The 15,668-nt window shown below is 66.4% G+C and carries 13 protein-coding genes; 7 read left to right on the forward strand and 6 right to left on the reverse strand.

What is annotated here, in order from left to right:
* Positions 1-88 precede the first annotated feature (88 nt).
* On the forward strand, positions 89-742 hold the full coding sequence (locus tag MUK71_RS06805; protein WP_227928033.1) for a hypothetical protein: 654 nt from the start codon (positions 89-91) through the stop codon (positions 740-742).
* A gap of 95 nt (positions 743-837) precedes the next feature.
* Here the strand turns inward: MUK71_RS06805 and glnA are convergent, their stop codons facing one another.
* Positions 838-2,262, reverse strand: coding sequence for a type I glutamate--ammonia ligase (gene glnA, locus MUK71_RS06810; protein ID WP_227902244.1), 1,425 nt, complete (start codon positions 2,260-2,262; stop codon positions 838-840).
* A 248-nt stretch (positions 2,263-2,510) separates the two neighbouring features.
* Between glnA and MUK71_RS06815 the strand changes: the two genes are divergently transcribed.
* Both MUK71_RS06815 and MUK71_RS06820 read left to right on the forward strand, forming a co-directional pair.
* A complete protein-coding gene (locus MUK71_RS06815; RefSeq protein WP_227928032.1) occupies positions 2,511-2,951 on the forward strand; it encodes an RDD family protein in 441 nt (146 codons plus the stop codon).
* A gap of 230 nt (positions 2,952-3,181) precedes the next feature.
* Entirely contained in the window at positions 3,182-4,093 is a 912-nt protein-coding gene (locus tag MUK71_RS06820) for an NAD-dependent epimerase/dehydratase family protein (RefSeq protein WP_227928031.1), read from the forward strand.
* Here MUK71_RS06820 and MUK71_RS06825 read toward each other — a convergent pair.
* The 3 genes from MUK71_RS06825 to lipB all read right to left on the reverse strand — a co-directional run bounded on the left by MUK71_RS06825 (position 4,090) and on the right by lipB (position 6,748).
* On the reverse strand, positions 4,090-4,842 hold the full coding sequence (locus tag MUK71_RS06825; protein ID WP_227902241.1) for a DUF4191 domain-containing protein: 753 nt from the start codon (positions 4,840-4,842) through the stop codon (positions 4,090-4,092). The two genes, MUK71_RS06820 and MUK71_RS06825, sit on opposite strands and share 4 nt — an antisense overlap.
* Before the next feature lie 176 nt (positions 4,843-5,018).
* Positions 5,019-6,023: a lipoyl synthase gene (gene lipA, locus MUK71_RS06830; protein WP_227928030.1), complete on the reverse strand. Its 1,005-nt coding sequence runs from the start codon at positions 6,021-6,023 to the stop codon at positions 5,019-5,021.
* Positions 6,020-6,748 carry a lipoyl(octanoyl) transferase LipB gene (gene lipB, locus MUK71_RS06835; protein ID WP_227928029.1) on the reverse strand — a complete coding sequence of 243 codons (729 nt, stop codon included), beginning with the start codon at positions 6,746-6,748 and terminating at the stop codon, positions 6,020-6,022. Before lipB ends, lipA begins: the two co-directional genes overlap by 4 nt.
* Positions 6,749-6,871: 123 nt before the next feature.
* Here lipB and MUK71_RS06840 point away from each other — a divergent pair, with 123 nt between their 5' ends.
* From MUK71_RS06840 to crcB, 4 genes are all read left to right on the forward strand, one after another.
* On the forward strand, positions 6,872-8,842 hold the full coding sequence (locus MUK71_RS06840; RefSeq protein WP_227928028.1) for a serine/threonine-protein kinase: 1,971 nt from the start codon (positions 6,872-6,874) through the stop codon (positions 8,840-8,842).
* 9 nt (positions 8,843-8,851) lie between these two features.
* Positions 8,852-12,418 (forward strand): S41 family peptidase, encoded by a 3,567-nt coding sequence (locus MUK71_RS06845; protein ID WP_227928027.1) that lies wholly within the window; start codon positions 8,852-8,854, stop codon positions 12,416-12,418.
* Positions 12,419-12,674: 256 nt separating this feature from the next.
* Positions 12,675-13,127 (forward strand): fluoride efflux transporter FluC, encoded by a 453-nt coding sequence (locus tag MUK71_RS06850; protein ID WP_227928026.1) that lies wholly within the window; start codon positions 12,675-12,677, stop codon positions 13,125-13,127.
* Positions 13,124-13,501 (forward strand): fluoride efflux transporter CrcB, encoded by a 378-nt coding sequence (gene crcB, locus MUK71_RS06855; protein ID WP_227902235.1) that lies wholly within the window; start codon positions 13,124-13,126, stop codon positions 13,499-13,501. The genes MUK71_RS06850 and crcB overlap by 4 nt, the downstream gene beginning before the upstream one ends.
* Positions 13,502-13,540: 39 nt before the next feature.
* On the opposite strand, the gene MUK71_RS06860 is transcribed toward crcB, so the two are convergent.
* Both MUK71_RS06860 and MUK71_RS06865 read right to left on the reverse strand, forming a co-directional pair.
* Entirely contained in the window at positions 13,541-14,473 is a 933-nt protein-coding gene (locus MUK71_RS06860; RefSeq protein ID WP_227928025.1) for an urea transporter, read from the reverse strand.
* Positions 14,470-15,663 (reverse strand): HoxN/HupN/NixA family nickel/cobalt transporter, encoded by a 1,194-nt coding sequence (locus tag MUK71_RS06865; RefSeq protein ID WP_227928024.1) that lies wholly within the window; start codon positions 15,661-15,663, stop codon positions 14,470-14,472. The genes MUK71_RS06860 and MUK71_RS06865 overlap by 4 nt, the downstream gene beginning before the upstream one ends.
* Positions 15,664-15,668 lie beyond the last annotated feature (5 nt).

The raw sequence follows: 15,668 nt of genomic DNA on the forward strand, positions 1-15,668 counted from the left end.
GCGTTTTTGCGTCCGGGGCGGGTTGGGCGGGAGCTGTACCGCCTCCATAGAATGGAGAACCCATCATTTCAATTTCCGCAGGAGCACCGTGCCCAGAGGCAAACACCATCCGCCGCGTCCCAAGCCCGCCAACAGCGAGGGCATGCTTATTGCCAATGACCTGAAGAAGGAACGCGGCTGGACCGACGGGCAGATCAAGACCTTCCTGCCGGAACCGGACAAAACCGCCCGTAATCCGTTCTCCCGCAAGGCCGCGCCCATGAAGCTGTATTCCCTCGAGCGGGTGGAAGCCATCGAGGCGACGCCGGAGTACCGCAGGGCCCGCGAAGCTTCCCGGAACCGGCAGCTGGCGGCCCGCGAACGTGCCCTGGTGAAGAAGAAGGCGGCCGTCGCCGTCGCCGAATCCCTGGACCTGCGAATTACTCCCGAGCCGTGGGACACCGTCCTGCAGAAGGCGATAGCCCACTTCAACGGCCGGCTGCGCGGCAAACAGTCACCGGCCGGCCTCTCGACCGCACCGTCGCGGCTGAACCGGCTCACCGTGAACTACCTCCGCCACCAGCAGACCTCCTACGAAGAGGAACTGAAGGAGTTTAAAGGCGTGGTGGGCGTCGGCGAGGCCTATCTGGTGGTCCGAAACCGGATCCTGGACCTGATTGCAGACACCTACCCGCAGCTGAAAGCCGAATGTGAACGGCAGAAGTTCGATGCGCCGGAGCTGCCCGACGGCGTGACACTGTAGGTGCCGGACTCGCCAACGCATCCGGACGGCGGCAGGGCCGCACCTTCAGAAAGAAGATGCGGCCCTGCCGGTGAGGTCCTGGAAGCCGTAAGGGCCTAGACGCCGTAGTAAAGCTCGAACTCGAACGGGTTCGGGCGCATGGCCAGCGGCAGGATTTCGAACTCGCGCTTGTACGCGATCCAGCTGTCGATCATGTCCTGGGTGAACACGCCGCCTGCCTGGAGGAACTCGTTGTCGTTTTCCAGGGCAACGAGAGCCTCTTCGAGGGAGCCCGGAGCCTTCTGGATGTGCTGTGCCTCTTCGGGCGGCAGCTCGTAAAGGTCCTTGTCGATCGGGTCGGCAGGCTCAATGCGGTTCTTGATGCCGTCCAGGCCGGCCATCAGCTGGGCGGAGAACGCCAGGTACGGGTTGGAGGAGGGATCCGGCGCACGGAATTCGAGGCGCTTGGCCTTCGGGTTGGAACCGGTGATCGGAATGCGGATGGCAGCCGAGCGGTTGCCCTGCGAGTAGACCATGTTCACCGGAGCCTCGAAGCCCTTGACCAGGCGGCGGTAGGAGTTCACCGTCGGGTTGGTGAAGGCCAGCACGGCGGAGGCGTGCTTGAGCAGGCCGCCAATGTACCAGCGGGCCAGGTCCGAAAGGCCGGCGTAACCCTTCTCGTCATAGAACAGCGGCTCGCCCCCGTTCCACAGCGACTGGTGGCAGTGCATGCCCGAACCGTTGTCACCGAAGATCGGTTTCGGCATAAAGGTGGCGGACTTGCCCCAGGCGTCGGCAACGTTCTTCACGATGTACTTGAACTTCTGCAGGTCATCCGCAGCGTGGGTCAGGGTGGTGAACTTGTAGTTGATCTCGGCCTGGCCGGCGCCGCCGACCTCGTGGTGGGCGCGCTCAACTTCGAGGCCCACATTGTCCAGCTCAACGCTGATGGCGTCGCGCAGGTCAGCCTGCTTGTCCACCGGCGCCACGGGGAAGTAGCCGCCCTTGTACGGGGTCTTGTTGCCCAGGTTGCCGCCCTCTTCCTCGCGGCCGCTGTTCCACGGGGCTTCGATCGAGTCCACCTTGTAGAAGCTTCCCTTGGGGGAGGACTCGTACTGGACGTTGTCGAAGATGTAGAACTCGGCCTCGGAGCCGAAGAAGGCCGTGTCGGCGATGCCTGTGGAGGCCAGGTAGGCCTCGGCACGCTCGGCCACGCCGCGGGGATCGCGGTGGTACGGCTCGCCGGTGCGGGGGTTCACGATGGAGAAGTTAAGCGCCAGCGTCTTCTCCATGCGGAAGGGATCGATGAACGCCGTGGTGACGTCCGGGATCAGCTGCATGTCGGACTCGGCGATGCCCTGGAAGCCGCGGATGGATGAGCCGTCGAACAGCTGACCGTTGACGAAGAAATCGGCATCGACGGTTTTGGCCGGCACGTTGAAGTGCTGCTGCACTCCGGGAACGTCGGTGAATCGGATGTCGACGAACTTCACTTGCTCGTCAGCGATGAACTTGAGGACCTCGTCCGCGTTCTTGAACATCGTTTCTGTGCTCCTATACAACTGTTTGGGTGGAAGACCTCGGGCTGCCCCGACCCGGCTGGAGCCGGGTCTCGCGTCCGTCCGGCGCGACACCTTGACCCTAACCGGGCCCGGTTTCCCGGCGGTGACACGCGTGTTTCCGGCACGTTACGCAGTCGATGGTCTCTCTCCTACCCTATCCGCAACCACTAAGGCTGGTGATAATGGGGGGTTTATTTCCCTTCTGCAGGTCCGGGTAGTCTTTAAGGGTGGTCGATAGAAGCGATTTAGGTTCCTGGCTGGAAGGCCCTCCCTCCGATGAGAGCACCTGGCCCGGCAAGCGCCTCGGCCGGCCCAAAACGGGCCCCGGTTCGATAGCGCGGGTTGGCCCGCGCCTGGGCGCGCTGCTCATCGACTGGGCCGTTGCCTCGCTGATTGCCTACTGGCTGTTCGGCGGCGATGACTTTGCGATCCTGGCCGTCTTCGCGGCCGAGCAGATCGTGATGATCGGAATCCTTGGCTGCAGCATCGGGCATCGCGTCTTCAGCCTGCAGGTACAGAAAATGAACGGGCTGCCGGCCGGTATTCCCGCTGCCATTGTGCGCGCAGTGCTGTTGTGCCTGGTGATTCCGCCTGTTGTGTTCGACGCCGACCAGCGCGGCCTGCACGACCGCGCCATGGGCACGGTCCTGGTGAAGGTTAAATACTAGGGTTTGCTTTCCCTGCCCTTTCGGGCAGGCTCGGGGCATGAAGCTGCTTATTCTTGGCGGTACCGCCTGGCTGGGATACCACACTGCGCAGGCGGCTGCCGCCGGGGGACACCTGGTGACGTGCGCTGCGCGCGGCACATCGGACCCCGCCGTCGGGCATCAGGTTCCATCAAACGGACCGGGATGCCGACGACGGCCTGGCGGGGCTGGCCACCGAACACTGGGATGCGGTGATCGATGTGTCCCGCCAGCCCGGACAGGTCCAGCGGGCCGTCCGGGATCTGTCCGCGGTGAGTGGTTTCTACCTGTTTGTCTCCACCGGCAACGTCTATGCCGGACAAAGCGGGCACGGGCAGGATGAAGACGCTCCGCTGCTGGCACCGCTGGCATCCGACGTCATGGAAACCATGGAGAGCTACGGCCCGGCGAAGGTGGCCTGCGAGCAGGCGGTAACCTCCGGGTTCGGCGTATCGAACCGGGCGATCGTGCGGTCCGGGCTGATTGGAGGCCCCGGCGACACATCCGGCCGCAGCGGATACTGGCCGCTGCGCTTCGCGCATCCCGCCGACGCCGGCGGCAGGGTCCTGGTACCCGACGCCGGCACACAGCCCACGCAGCTCATCGACGTCCGCGACCTCGCCCAATGGCTGGTGCAGCTGGCCCGTGAACAAAAGCCGGGGGTCTTCAACGCCGGTGGGGGACAGATGCCCCTCGGGCGCCATCTTGAAACGGCCGCCGCCGTTGCACAGGAGGCCGCAGCAGGGAACGAGGCGGCGGCGTCCGTGCCGGCGCAGCAGGCATGGCTCCTTGGACAGGGGGTTCATGAATGGTCCGGACCCCGCTCGCTGCCGCTATGGCTGGCTGACCCGCAGTGGCACGGGATGAATGCGCGGTCGAACCTGCGCGCGGCGCAGGCGGGTCTTAGCCTGCGCCCCCTGGCCGAAACCCTGGCCGACACACTCGCCTGGGAGGAAGCGGCCGGCGTCGACCGCCCCCGCGGTGCCGGCCTCACCCGCGAGGAAGAGCAGGAGCTGCTGGGCCGGCTCGATGAGGCAGCCGCGCTGGCTGACACAAAGGGAAAAACAAAGCAGGGCAAAACAAAAGGGCCCCTCGAAAGGAGCCCTTCTGCAGAAAACGGCTAACGTCCGCGGGTGGCCTTGCGGTCCGGACGGGCGCGGTACGGGTCAATGCCCTTGGGGATCGGCAGCCGGGTACCCAGTGCGGACAGGCGCTTATTGACCGCGGCAACTTCCTGCTTGGTCAGTTCCTTGGGGAGTTTCTTTGCCGTGGTGGCTACCTTCGCCAGCGGAACCTGGCCCTCGCCGCGGCCGGTCTGGATGATGTGGACCGGAACCTTGGGGGCAATGCGGTTCATCCGGCGGCGTTCGCCGTCGGCCAGTGCCCGGGCACGTGCGGGGGCTCCTTCGGTCACCAGGATGATGCCGGGACGCCCGATGGCGCGGAACACGGCTTCCTGGGTGCGCGGATTCACGGCAACCGGCTGTTCCTCCAGGATCCAGCCGCGGCGCAGCACGCTCAGGGCGGCGCCGGATGCCCCGGGCTGGCCTTCGATCTGCGAGAAAGCGGCCCGCTCAGCACGGCGGGAGAGGATGAACATGGCTGCCAGCAGGCCGATCGGGATGGCAACGATCAGCATGGTGATCCAGTTGTCAATCAGCAGGCCGATCAGCAGCCCCACGGCAATGATGCCGAAGAACGCGCCCACCATCAGCCAGACGACGTTCGGATCATTCCGCCGCGTCATCCTGAAGACTTCGGCGATCTGCTTTAGGCGCCCTTGCTTTTTGGGCTTCTTTTCCCCCTTCGGCTTGCGGGAGAAGAGACCCTTGCGGGCGCTCTGGGGTGCGTCGGGATCAGTGCTTTTGGCCATAGTGAGTCAATTCTACGTGATGCGGGCGTGCGGTGAGGAAGGCGCTCCGGTTGTGACGGCGCCCGTTCGCGTGCGGGACTGAGGGACTGAGGGACTGGGGGACTGGGGGACTGCGGGCATGGGCCATGCCGGGACGCCCGGTCCGTTCAGGGGCTGCCGGCTGCTGCCGGAAGGGATCAGCCGCGGGCGAGGATGGACGAGGCTTCCTGCAGCGTACTGCCGGAATCCTCGATGTGCGCCAACTGCGGAGGCAGTTCCCGGCCCTTACGGCGCATGGCGGTGGCCCACAGACGGCCGGCACGGTAGGAGGAACGGACCAGGGGCCCGCTCATCACACCCAGGAAACCCAGTTCCTCGGCCTCGGTGCTGATGTCCACGAACTCCTGCGGCTTGACCCACCGGTCAACCGGCAGGTGCCGTTCGCTGGGCCGCAGGTACTGCGTGATGGTGAGCAAGTCGCAGCCGGCGTCGCGCAGGTCCTTCAGTGCACCGGACACCTCTTCACGTGTCTCACCCATACCGAGGATCAGGTTGGACTTGGTGACCATGCCCATGTTCTGTCCCTGGGTGATGACATCAAGTGAGCGCTCGTACCGGAAGGCAGGCCGGATCCGCTTAAACAGGCGGGGAACCGTTTCCACGTTGTGCGCGAAAACCTCGGGCTGCGCTTCGCAGATGTCGATAATGTGCTCAACCTTCCCGGAAAAATCGGGAATGAGGATTTCGACGCCGGTGCCGGGGTTCAGCTCATGGATCTTCCTGATGGTCTCGGCGTAGAGCCAGACACCCTCATCCTCAAGGTCGTCGCGGGCCACGCCGGTGACGGTGGCGTAGCGCAGGTTCATCTGCTGGACCGAACGGGCCACCTTGGTGGGTTCCAGCCGGTCAAGCGGGGACGGCTTGCCGGTGTCGATCTGGCAGAAGTCGCACCGCCGCGTGCACTCCGAGCCGCCAATCAGGAACGTGGCTTCGCGGTCTTCCCAGCATTCAAAGATGTTGGGGCAGCCGGCCTCTTCGCAGACCGTGTGCAGGCCTTCTTTCTTCACCTGCTTTTTCAGCTCCACGAACTCAGGCCCCATGTTCACTTTGGCCTTGATCCACTCAGGCTTGCGTTCCACGGGAACGGCTGCATTGCGCTGTTCGATGCGCAGCAGGCGTCGTCCTTCAGGGGCGAGGGTCACAGCAGGGCTCCTTTCGGCCGGCTGGCGGCAGGGATGGCGCCGGAGCCGGGGGTGATTTTCACGGTGGTGGTGCCGGTCAGGTCTGCTTCCCGGGCGGTGAGCTCTTCCTCCACCCGGGCGACGACGTCGGCCGGCGTAACCGTCCGGCCGGTCTCTGCGCTGATGGAGGTGGTGCCGGCGTCGGTAATCCCGCAGGCGATGATCTGGCTGTAGGGGGCGAGGTCGTTGCTGCAGTTCAGTGAGAAGCCGTGCATGGTGACTCCGTGGTCCACCCGGATGCCCACGGCGGCTATCTTCCGGTCCGGGACGCCGAACGGCTGCCCGTCCCCTGGGAGCCAGACGCCGGAGCGCCCCTCGATGCGGGTTCCGGCCAGCCCGTAGTCGCGCAGTACAGCGATCACTGCAGCCTCCAGTGCGTCTACATAAGCCCTGATGTGGGCCGGATCAGCCAGCTTGAGGATGGGGTAGCCCACCAGCTGTCCCGGCCCGTGCCACGTGAGCTTTCCGCCGCGGTCGACATTGACCACGGGTGTCCCGTCGAAGGGACGCTCATGCGGCTCGGTGCGGCGTCCTGCCGTGTACACCGGATGATGCTCCAGGAGCAGGACTCTGTTGGGTGCATTGTCCTCAAGAACTGCCCGGTGAAGCTGCCGCTGGAGGTCCCAGCCTGCCAAATAATCCACGTAGTGCGGAGCCAGGCCTACGCGGGTGAACTCCAAAGCCATGGGGCTAGCCTAATCCCCCTGCGACGTAATGTGGACCACACTCTGACAGGCCGTCCGGCGGGGTGCCGACTACCTTGTGGATAACCGGTCCTGCAGGACAATGGCGTTCCAGACTGGGGTGCCATGGAGAACAGAGCGGAAACCGCAGCAGAGGGCACCGGGGCAGGGAACATCGGTATGGGGGACACCGGTGCGGGGAACGCCGGAGCGGGTGACGCCGGAGTGCGAAACACCGCAGCCCGGGGTACGGAACAGGACGCCCGGGAGGCGGCCGGACCGGCACCGGTGTTGCCGGGCTATACCGCAGTCCGGTTGCTGGGGGTGGGCGGCAGCGGGGCAGTCTGGCTGGTTCGCAATGACGCCGGAGAGCCGTTTGCGCTCAAGGTTGTCCGGGGCGCAGGAGACCGGCCGCCGAATGCCTTTGAGCTTCGGAGGGAAGCGAACGTCCTGGCGCGTCTGGAGCACCCGAACCTGCTGCAGCTGCACGCAGTTGCGGAAACGGACCGGGGGGCCGGGTTGCTCAGCACCTATGCGCCGGGAGGCAGCGTCGCGGCACTCGTGGCCGCCCGGGGCCCGGTGGCTCCCGGCGAGGCAGTGAGCATACTTGTTGGCCTGGCCGCTGCGCTTGGCTACCTGCACGCACGGGGAGCAGCCCACGGAGACATTTCACCGGGCAACATCCTTTTCGCCGCCGACGGCAAACCGCTGCTGGGGGATTTCGGGCAGGCACGGCTGTTGGGGGCACCGGGGGAGGAACGGCTCGGCACCCCCGGCTATGAGCCGCCGGAGAACACCGGAAACCGGGGCGCAAGGCTGGGCACCGCGGGGGATATTTTTGCGCTCTCGGCCGTGGGCTGGTTCCTCCTCACCGGAAAGGCTCCGCCGCCGTTCCGGGAACGCCCGCCGCTGTCCATCCTGGTGCCCGGTGTGGGGAGGCTGCTGCCGGCCCTGCTGGAAGCGGGACTCCACGAGGAACCGGACGAGCGGCCGTCCGCAGACGAATTTGCCGCAGCGGCCTACCGCAGCACGCCGGCCCTGCCTGTGGATCTGGCGGCATCAGTGCACCCGGAGGTCCTGCCGGAACTGCTGACCCGGCGGACCCGCTCGGCAACCGGGCAGGAAAGACGCAGGTTCGGCCTGAGACGGGCCGGCACGAACAGGCGCGCCGGCAGCCGCGGGGCGGACCGGGGCGGTACGGGTATCCGCCGGCGCAGGGCCGGGAGGTCAGGATGGGATGCCGGGAGGAGGGGGAGGAACGCGGGAGCACCCGCCCGGGACCGGAGGCGGACTGCCGCCGAGCCGGGCGGGTCGGGAGCTGAACGGTTCGGCAGGCGGAGCCGGAACCGGCCGGGAACGGCGGGCGATGGACGCAGCCCTGCGGGTACTGAGGGGGACAGGCGGCCACGGCGGCGGCGCCGCGGTGGCCGCAGTACGCTGTGGCCCGCCGCCGCCACCGCGCTGGTGCTTGCGGTACTGGTGCTCGCCGGCGTCGCCCTTGCTGCTCCCGAGGTGCTCCGCCCGGCGGCTGGCGAACCGCCTGCCGGTTCCGGGCAGCTGACGCCACCGCCCGGAGAGGCTCCCGGAACGGGCGGCCCGGTGAAACAGGCCCAGCCGGTGGAAACCCTGCTGGCGGAGGCTTCCGTTCCGGACCCGGCACAGGCCCTGCCCGCGCTCGCAGAACTGCGGGCTCGGGCGTTCGCCACAGCCGATCCCGAGCTGCTGCACCTCGTTAATGCCCCGGGGTCCCAGGCCCTGCGGGAGGACCAGCAGCAGATCAGCCGGCTTGCACGTGACGGCCATACCCTCCGCGGACTGGACATGCAGGCGGCGGTCCTGGCCACGGCGGACGGCGGGGACAGGCAACGGGCGGCAGCAGGGGACGCCCCCGGGGAGACGGCCGGGCTCACTGTACGGCTGGAGGTCTCCGCCTACGAACAGGTGGACGCGGAAGGCAGTGTGGTGCATCAGGCCGACGGGCAGCAGCAACAGGTACAGCTGGTGTTGCTGCGCAGCGACGGAGCATGGAAAATCAGCCGGATTCTCGCAGCCGGCGAAGGCATGGTCCTACACGGGGAAGCCGGTACCGAAAGATAGGATCGTTCCATGAGTCCAACTGCTTACCTTCGTTACCCCGATCTGCACGGCGACCTTGTCACCTTCGTGGCTGAAGACGACGTGTGGATGGCACCTGTATCCGGCGGCCGGGCCTGGCGTATCTCCTCGATGCAACTGCCGGCACGCAGCCCCAAGTTTTCACCGGACGGCACCCGGCTGGCCTGGCAGGTGGTCCAGGGCGGTGCTCCGGAGATTGTCACGGCAGATGTCCAGGGCGGGGATTTCCGTCAGCTGACCTTCTGGGGCAGCCAGAGCACGCGGCTCAAGGGCTTCAACTCAGCCGGAGACGTTATCGCCACCAGTTCCGTGGAACAGGAAGACAACCGGCTCCGGTGGGCCTACACCGTCCCGCTCGACGGCACCGCCCCGGTCAAACTGCCCTACGGGCCGGTGGAAACCATCGCCGAAGGCCCCGCAGTCGGCGACGAACGGCCAATGGTGATCGGCAGCATGCTGACCCGCGAACAGGCCTGGTGGAAGCGCTACCGGGGCGGCACTGCCGGAAAGCTGTGGATCGACGCGGACGGCAACGGCGAATTCGTCCGGCTCGTCCCCGAGCTTGACGGCAACCTGTCCGACCCCATGTGGATTGACGGAAGAGTCGTTTTCCTCTCCGACCATGAGGGTTACGGAAACCTGTATTCCGTCACCCCCCAGGGCACCGATCTGCGCCGCCACACTGATTTTGAAGGCTTCTACGTCCGGCACGCCTCGTCGGACGGCACCCGGATTGTCTTTGAATCCGCAGGACGCATCTGGCTTTTGGCATCACTGGACGCTGATGCGCAGCCGCTGGAGATTTCGCTCGGCTCCGCCGGTACCGCGCGGCGGCCCCGACCGCTCAACGTTGCCAGGCACCTGGCCGCAGCCGTCCCGGACGCCACCGGCACCGCGAGCGTGGTGGAAACGCACGGCACCCTGCACTGGCTGACACACCGCGACGGCCCCTCCCGCGTCATCGAGGCAGACTCCGCCGTGCGTGCCCGCCTGGGCCGTCCGCTGGGAGAGACCCACGCCGTCTTCGTCTCGGACAGCCAGGGCGAGGAAGCGATCTACATCAGGAAAGTCTTTGCCGATGTGGACACCGCTTCCGGCGGCTCCGCCCGGGACGGCGGGCTGCCCGCCGGCAGCCCGGCAAACGAGCCGGCTGCGGACACCGGGCTGGTCCTTCCCAGCCCCGTCTCTGCCTCCAGCACCACCACCCACGGATCCCGGGGACCGCAGGACCGCGCTGCAGTACCCGCAGCTCAGACCGAAGCGCAGGACACCGCTGCCGGAGCATCTCCGGCTGTTCCCGCCACGGAAAGCGGCACCGTACGCATCGGATTCGACCGGCCCACCCGCGTGAGCGAACTGGTTCCGAGCCCGGACGGACAGCGCGTAGGGGTGGCCACGGAATACGGGGAAGTGTTCATCCTTGAAACCTCCACCGCGGAACTGAGCCCGGTTGCCGCATCCGAATTCGGTGCAGTGGACCAGCTGGCGTTCTCACCGGACTCGCAGTGGCTTGCCTGGGCGGAACCGACCACGGGGGAGGGCAGGACCAGGATCCGCCTGCGCTCCGCCGTCGACGCCTCCGCACCGGTCATCGACGTTACGGATGGCCGTTTCGCCGATCACGATCCCTCCTTCACCCGGGACGGCCGCTACCTGGCATTCCTCTCGGAGCGCAGCTTCGACCCCGTCTATGACACGCACCGCTTCGATCTGAGCTTCCCTTCCTCCACCAAGCCCTTCCTGGTGGCGCTGGCGGCGGGCACGCCGTCACCATTCGGCCCGTCGGTCTCCGGCGGTTCGGTTCCCGTGGCCGCAGAAGCAGCGGATGGCGGAACGCCGAAGAAAACAGTCCCTGACGTGCAGGTGGATGCCGAGCGGATCGGCGACCGCATCATCGCCGTTCCCGTGCCGCAGGGCCGCTACACCAAACTCCGGGCCGCCGATTCGGCCCTGCTCTGGCAGGCAAATGACATCTACGGCGTCACCGGCGATGGCCGGGCCACAGCGACCGACCGGGATCCGGCCGCCCGGCTGGAGCGGTTCGACCTGCTGACCAAGGATCTGTCCGTCCTGGTGCCGGCCCTGGAGGGCTACGAGGTCAGCGGCGACGGCAGCAAGGTGGTAGTGCGCCACGAGGGCAGTGTCCGGGTGGTTCCCGCCGCTTCCCGGGTGGAGGAGGATTCCGTAGAAAACATCCGTGTGGACCTGGACCGCATCCGCGTACGCATTGATCCGGTCAAGGTTTGGGGCCAGGCCTTCGACGAGGCCTGGCGGTTGCAGCGCGACTTCTTCTGGGCCCCGGACATGGGCGGCCTGGACTGGGAAGGCGTGCATGCCCGCTACCGGCCCCTGGTAGACAACCTCGGCAGCCACGATGACCTCGTGGACCTGCTCTGGGAGATGCACGGAGAGCTCGGTACCTCCCACGCGTATGTCACCCCGGTTCCGGTCACGGAGCAGGGTGCCGGCGGACAGGGTTTCCTGGGTGCGGATCTGCGGCCGGGAGCCGGCGGTTGGGAAGTGGTTCGGATCCTGGGCGCCGAATCTTCGGACCCGCAGGCCACCTCGCCACTCAGCGCCCCGGGGGCCGACGTTCACCCCGGTGACGTCATTGCCGCCATCGATGGTGTACCCGTCCCGCCCCGCGAAGGTCCTGCGGCACTTCTGACCGGTGCAGCCGGGCGAACGGTGGAGCTGACCATAGTCTCTGCCGACGACGCCGGAGCCCCCTCCCAGCGCCGCATCGCCGTCGTGCCTCTGCGCAGCGAGGAACGGCTCCGCTACCAGAACTGGGTGCACGCCAACCGGCGGATTGTGCGGGAGGCCTCCAACGGAGCGTTCGGTTACCTGCACATACCCGACATGGTGGCCAATGGCTGGTCGCAGCTGCACCGCGACCTGGACCAGGAGGCATCCCGGCAGGCGCTGGTGGTGGATGTCCGCAGGAACCGCGGCGGCCACACCTCCCAGCTCGTTGCCGAACTGATAGGCCGCAAGGTTACGGCCTGGGACATGCCCCGCGGCGGCCAGCCCAGCCCCTACCCGGCCCACGCGCCCCGCGGACCGGTGGTCATCCTGACTGACGAGTTCGCCGGCTCGGACGGTGACATCATCACGCAGGTCTCCAAACTGCGCGGTATCGGCCCGGTGATCGGCACCCGCACTTGGGGCGGCGTCGTCGGCATTGACGGTCGGTTCAATCTGGTGGACGGCACCACCGTCAACCAGCCGCGGTACGCCTACTGGTTCACCGGCGGGGTGGGCTGGGGTGTTGAGAACCGCGGTGTCGAGCCGGACATTGAGGTGACGTTCCCTCCGCACGCCTACGTAGCCGGCGAGGATCCCCAGCTGGAACACGGTGTGGGCATCCTCCGGGAAATGCTCTCGGAACTGCCTACGGACGAGCCGCCCGCGCTCACGGGCTACCCGACTCTGCAGCCGGCACCGCTGCCTCCCCGCCCGCAGGATGGCCAGGCCGGGTCCCGGCAGGAGAACGGTGACCTGTCCATCCCGGCACCGGTTTCCGCCGGCACCGACGCGAAGGACAACCGACACTAGGGCCGAGGCCGCACACGCCCGTCAATAGTGACGGCTGGAGCCGGACTGGGAACACCGGTCCGGCTCCAGCCACGTCTGCGCGTTACCGGGCGTTTCCATCGTTCCGGCACTCAGCCGGGGCAGGGGCTTCGCATGCGTTGTCGGTGCAACCGGGCAGGAGTAATCTCACAAAGATGGGCACTCACCCGGATTCCCCGCAAAATCATCAGCTCGCAGCACGTTGTGTTGCCGGCGGCGCAAACCCCTGGAGCTTGGAATGAATGCCGGCACCCGCCCGGCATACCTGCGCTGGGCGGCGATCGGGCTGGTCGCCGTCGGCGGCGCAGCGGGCGCTGCGAGCCGCGAAGGGCTCTCGCTGGCCATCCCGAATCTCGGTTCGGTGCCGGTGGCCATCCCGCTGATCAACGTGGTCGGCGCGTTTCTGCTCGGTTACCTGTACGAGGCGGTGACGCGGCTCGACAGTTCCCGCCCGACCGGCAAGAACCTGAAGCTGCTCCTGGGCACGGGCTTCTGCGGCGGCTTTACAACGTACAGTTCGCTGGCCACTGACACGGCCGTGCTCTTCCGTGACGGTCTGCCCTGGATAGCGATCGTTTATGCCCTCGGCACGGTGCTCATCGGTGCCTGTGCCACCTGGGCCGGTATCGCCGCCGGCGCCATCAATGCCCGCGGCTCCGGCCGCCGGCACGAACAGGAGGAGGGCTCATGACCCCGGGGATTTTCCTGCTGCTGGCATTGGCCGGCGGAGTAGGCGCCACGGTCCGGTTCATTGTGGACGGATACATCCGTGCCCATATGAAAACCGAGTTTGCGTGGGCTACCACGATCATCAATGTCTCCGGTTCGCTCGTTCTCGGGCTGCTCACGGGACTCACCATCGAGCGCTTTGTGTCCACGGATCTGAGCATCGTGATCGGCACCGGGTTCCTCGGCGGCTACACCACCTTCAGCACCGCCAGCTACGAGACGGTGCAGCTGATCAAGCAGGGCCGCTACGGGGCGTCCTTCATCAGCGGCATTGTCATGCTGGTACTGTCCGTCGCCGCCGCAGTGATCGGCCTCTGGATCGGCGCCTCGATGTAGATTCCACGGGCCGTAGGTGCGCTCGGCCGCAAGGTCCGGTCAGGGACGCTTGGCAGCCGGAATGTAATGGGCGATCACCAGGAAAACCCAGGTGGTGAGGATATAAGGCCACGTGTAGGTGGGAGCGTTCAGATCGTGCATGATCACCGTTACCACGGCAGTCACCACCGTTCCGATCACGGCGAGCACCCACGAAACAGCGCTGCTGCGGAGGAAGACGACGGCGAGGGCTATGGCGGTGAGGACACCCGAGTAGCCCGCCAGCCCGTTGGCCGTCTCGGTAAGGGCTTCACCCATCGCCAGCGCGCACAGGCTTCCCACTACGCTGCCGAGCAGCCCGGCCAGTCCCACTTTCCAGCCCGCCACGAACAACCCCAGCAGGATGAGGGCGCCTGACCAGACGTTGTTGATCAGCACCACTTCGGAGACGTTCGTCAGAAGAGAGCGGGCGAAGGCCAGCGGCTCAGAGTCAATGGTGGCCGACGGCGCCGAAGGCAGGTGCAGTGCCTCCGTGCTGACCAGGATGGCCGTCGCCACGATGCAGAACGGGGCTGTCGTGGACGGCAGGGAGAACACCCTCAGCGGTGTCTTGGTGAACAGGGCAACCACCAGCCAGGTCACCGGGGCGCAAAGTATGCCGCCGACGAGCGGGATGGGATACGCCGCCCACTGGGTCCCGCCCATGATGGAGAAGGTGGCGGCTCCGACAAGGGCGCCGCAAAAGCCCTCCATACCGGATACGACCGACGGGGAATCGGCTTTGAGCAGGCGCCCTCCCACCATGTTTCCTGCGCACCCAATCAGCACGAGGACTGCCATCCGCCAGTCAGCCACGGCAAAGGCGGCCAGGAATAACAGGGCAGTGTAGATATTGCTCTGGAAGAAGATCTGCGACAGTCCCTGTCCCCAGCCCCTCAGCCACTCCGTGCCCGAGATGGCCGGGCCCGGTGTCGCCGCCCCCGCGGTGCTCACGTCAGCCTCTTTCCGGTGGCGTCATCGGGTGGCGTCTCCTTCCCGGGCAGCGGCTCTGCCCCGGGTTGTGGTCCGCCCGGCGCGGCAGCCCCGCTCCCGGAGCCGGCCGTCCCGTTCGCAAGCGCCCAGCGCTCCTCCACATGTCCGAACCGCCAGTAAGCGGTGGAGATCAGCCAGACAAGTATCAGCGTGGCCACCACAATGTAGCCCACGTTTTCCAGGTCGATGGCGGCGACCCATCCGGTGAGCGGATCGCGCAGGCCGAGCTTCTCGTTCAGCAGCCCGACCAGCTCAATGCCGCCAATCATGACGGCAATCATTACCGAAAGCCCGGTGATGGTGAGGTTGTAGTACAGCTTGCGCACCGCATTGACGCTGGCCCATCCGTAGGCTTTCACCATGACGGCGGAATCGAGCGTATCGAACAAACTCATACCGGCTGCGAAGATCAGGGGCAGGCAGAGGATCGCGTACCAGGGCAGCCCCGTCGCTGCCCCTGTTCCGGCCAGCACCAGCAGGGCGATCTCACTGGCGGTATCGAAGCCGAGCCCGAACAGAAAGCCGACGGCGTACATCTTTCCGGGCCGGTCGATTGACCGGAGCATTGGCCGGATGAGACGGCTGATGAAGCCGCGGCCCTGCAGATGCCGCTCCAGTTCCAGCTCATCCAGGTCACCGTTGCGAGAGGCCCGCCAAACCTTGAGGATTCCCATGAACGCGACGGCGTTGATGAGCCCGATCAGGAGAAGGAAGACGCCGGAGACCACCGTCCCGAACACGCCGAGGCCGTTCCGCACACCGTTGCCGTCGTCGCTGAGGCCCACCGCCCAACTCACTCCAAGTGCCAGCAGCGCCGCCATGAGGAAAACGATGGTGGAGTGCCCAAGCGAGAAGAACAGGCCGACGCCGGCGGCCGGTTTGCGCAGATCGACGAGCTTGCGGGTGGTGTTGTCGATAGCGGCAATGTGATCGGCATCGAAGGCGTGCCGCACACCCAGCACATAGGCCACCACGGCTATGCCGACTCCGAATACAGAGGTGCCCAGCTGCAGGTGCAATGGCTCAACCAGGAAGAAAAACAGCCCGAAACCCACAATATGCAGCAGCGCAACCGGAATGAAGGCGAGCACCACCTGCGCCCGGTAGGAGCGCCCCGACTTCGCTGCCTGCTCCTGTATGTTGTTAGGCACTGTCA

Source organism: Arthrobacter zhangbolii (assembly GCF_022869865.1).
GTDB lineage: Bacteria > Actinomycetota > Actinomycetes > Actinomycetales > Micrococcaceae > Arthrobacter_B > Arthrobacter_B zhangbolii.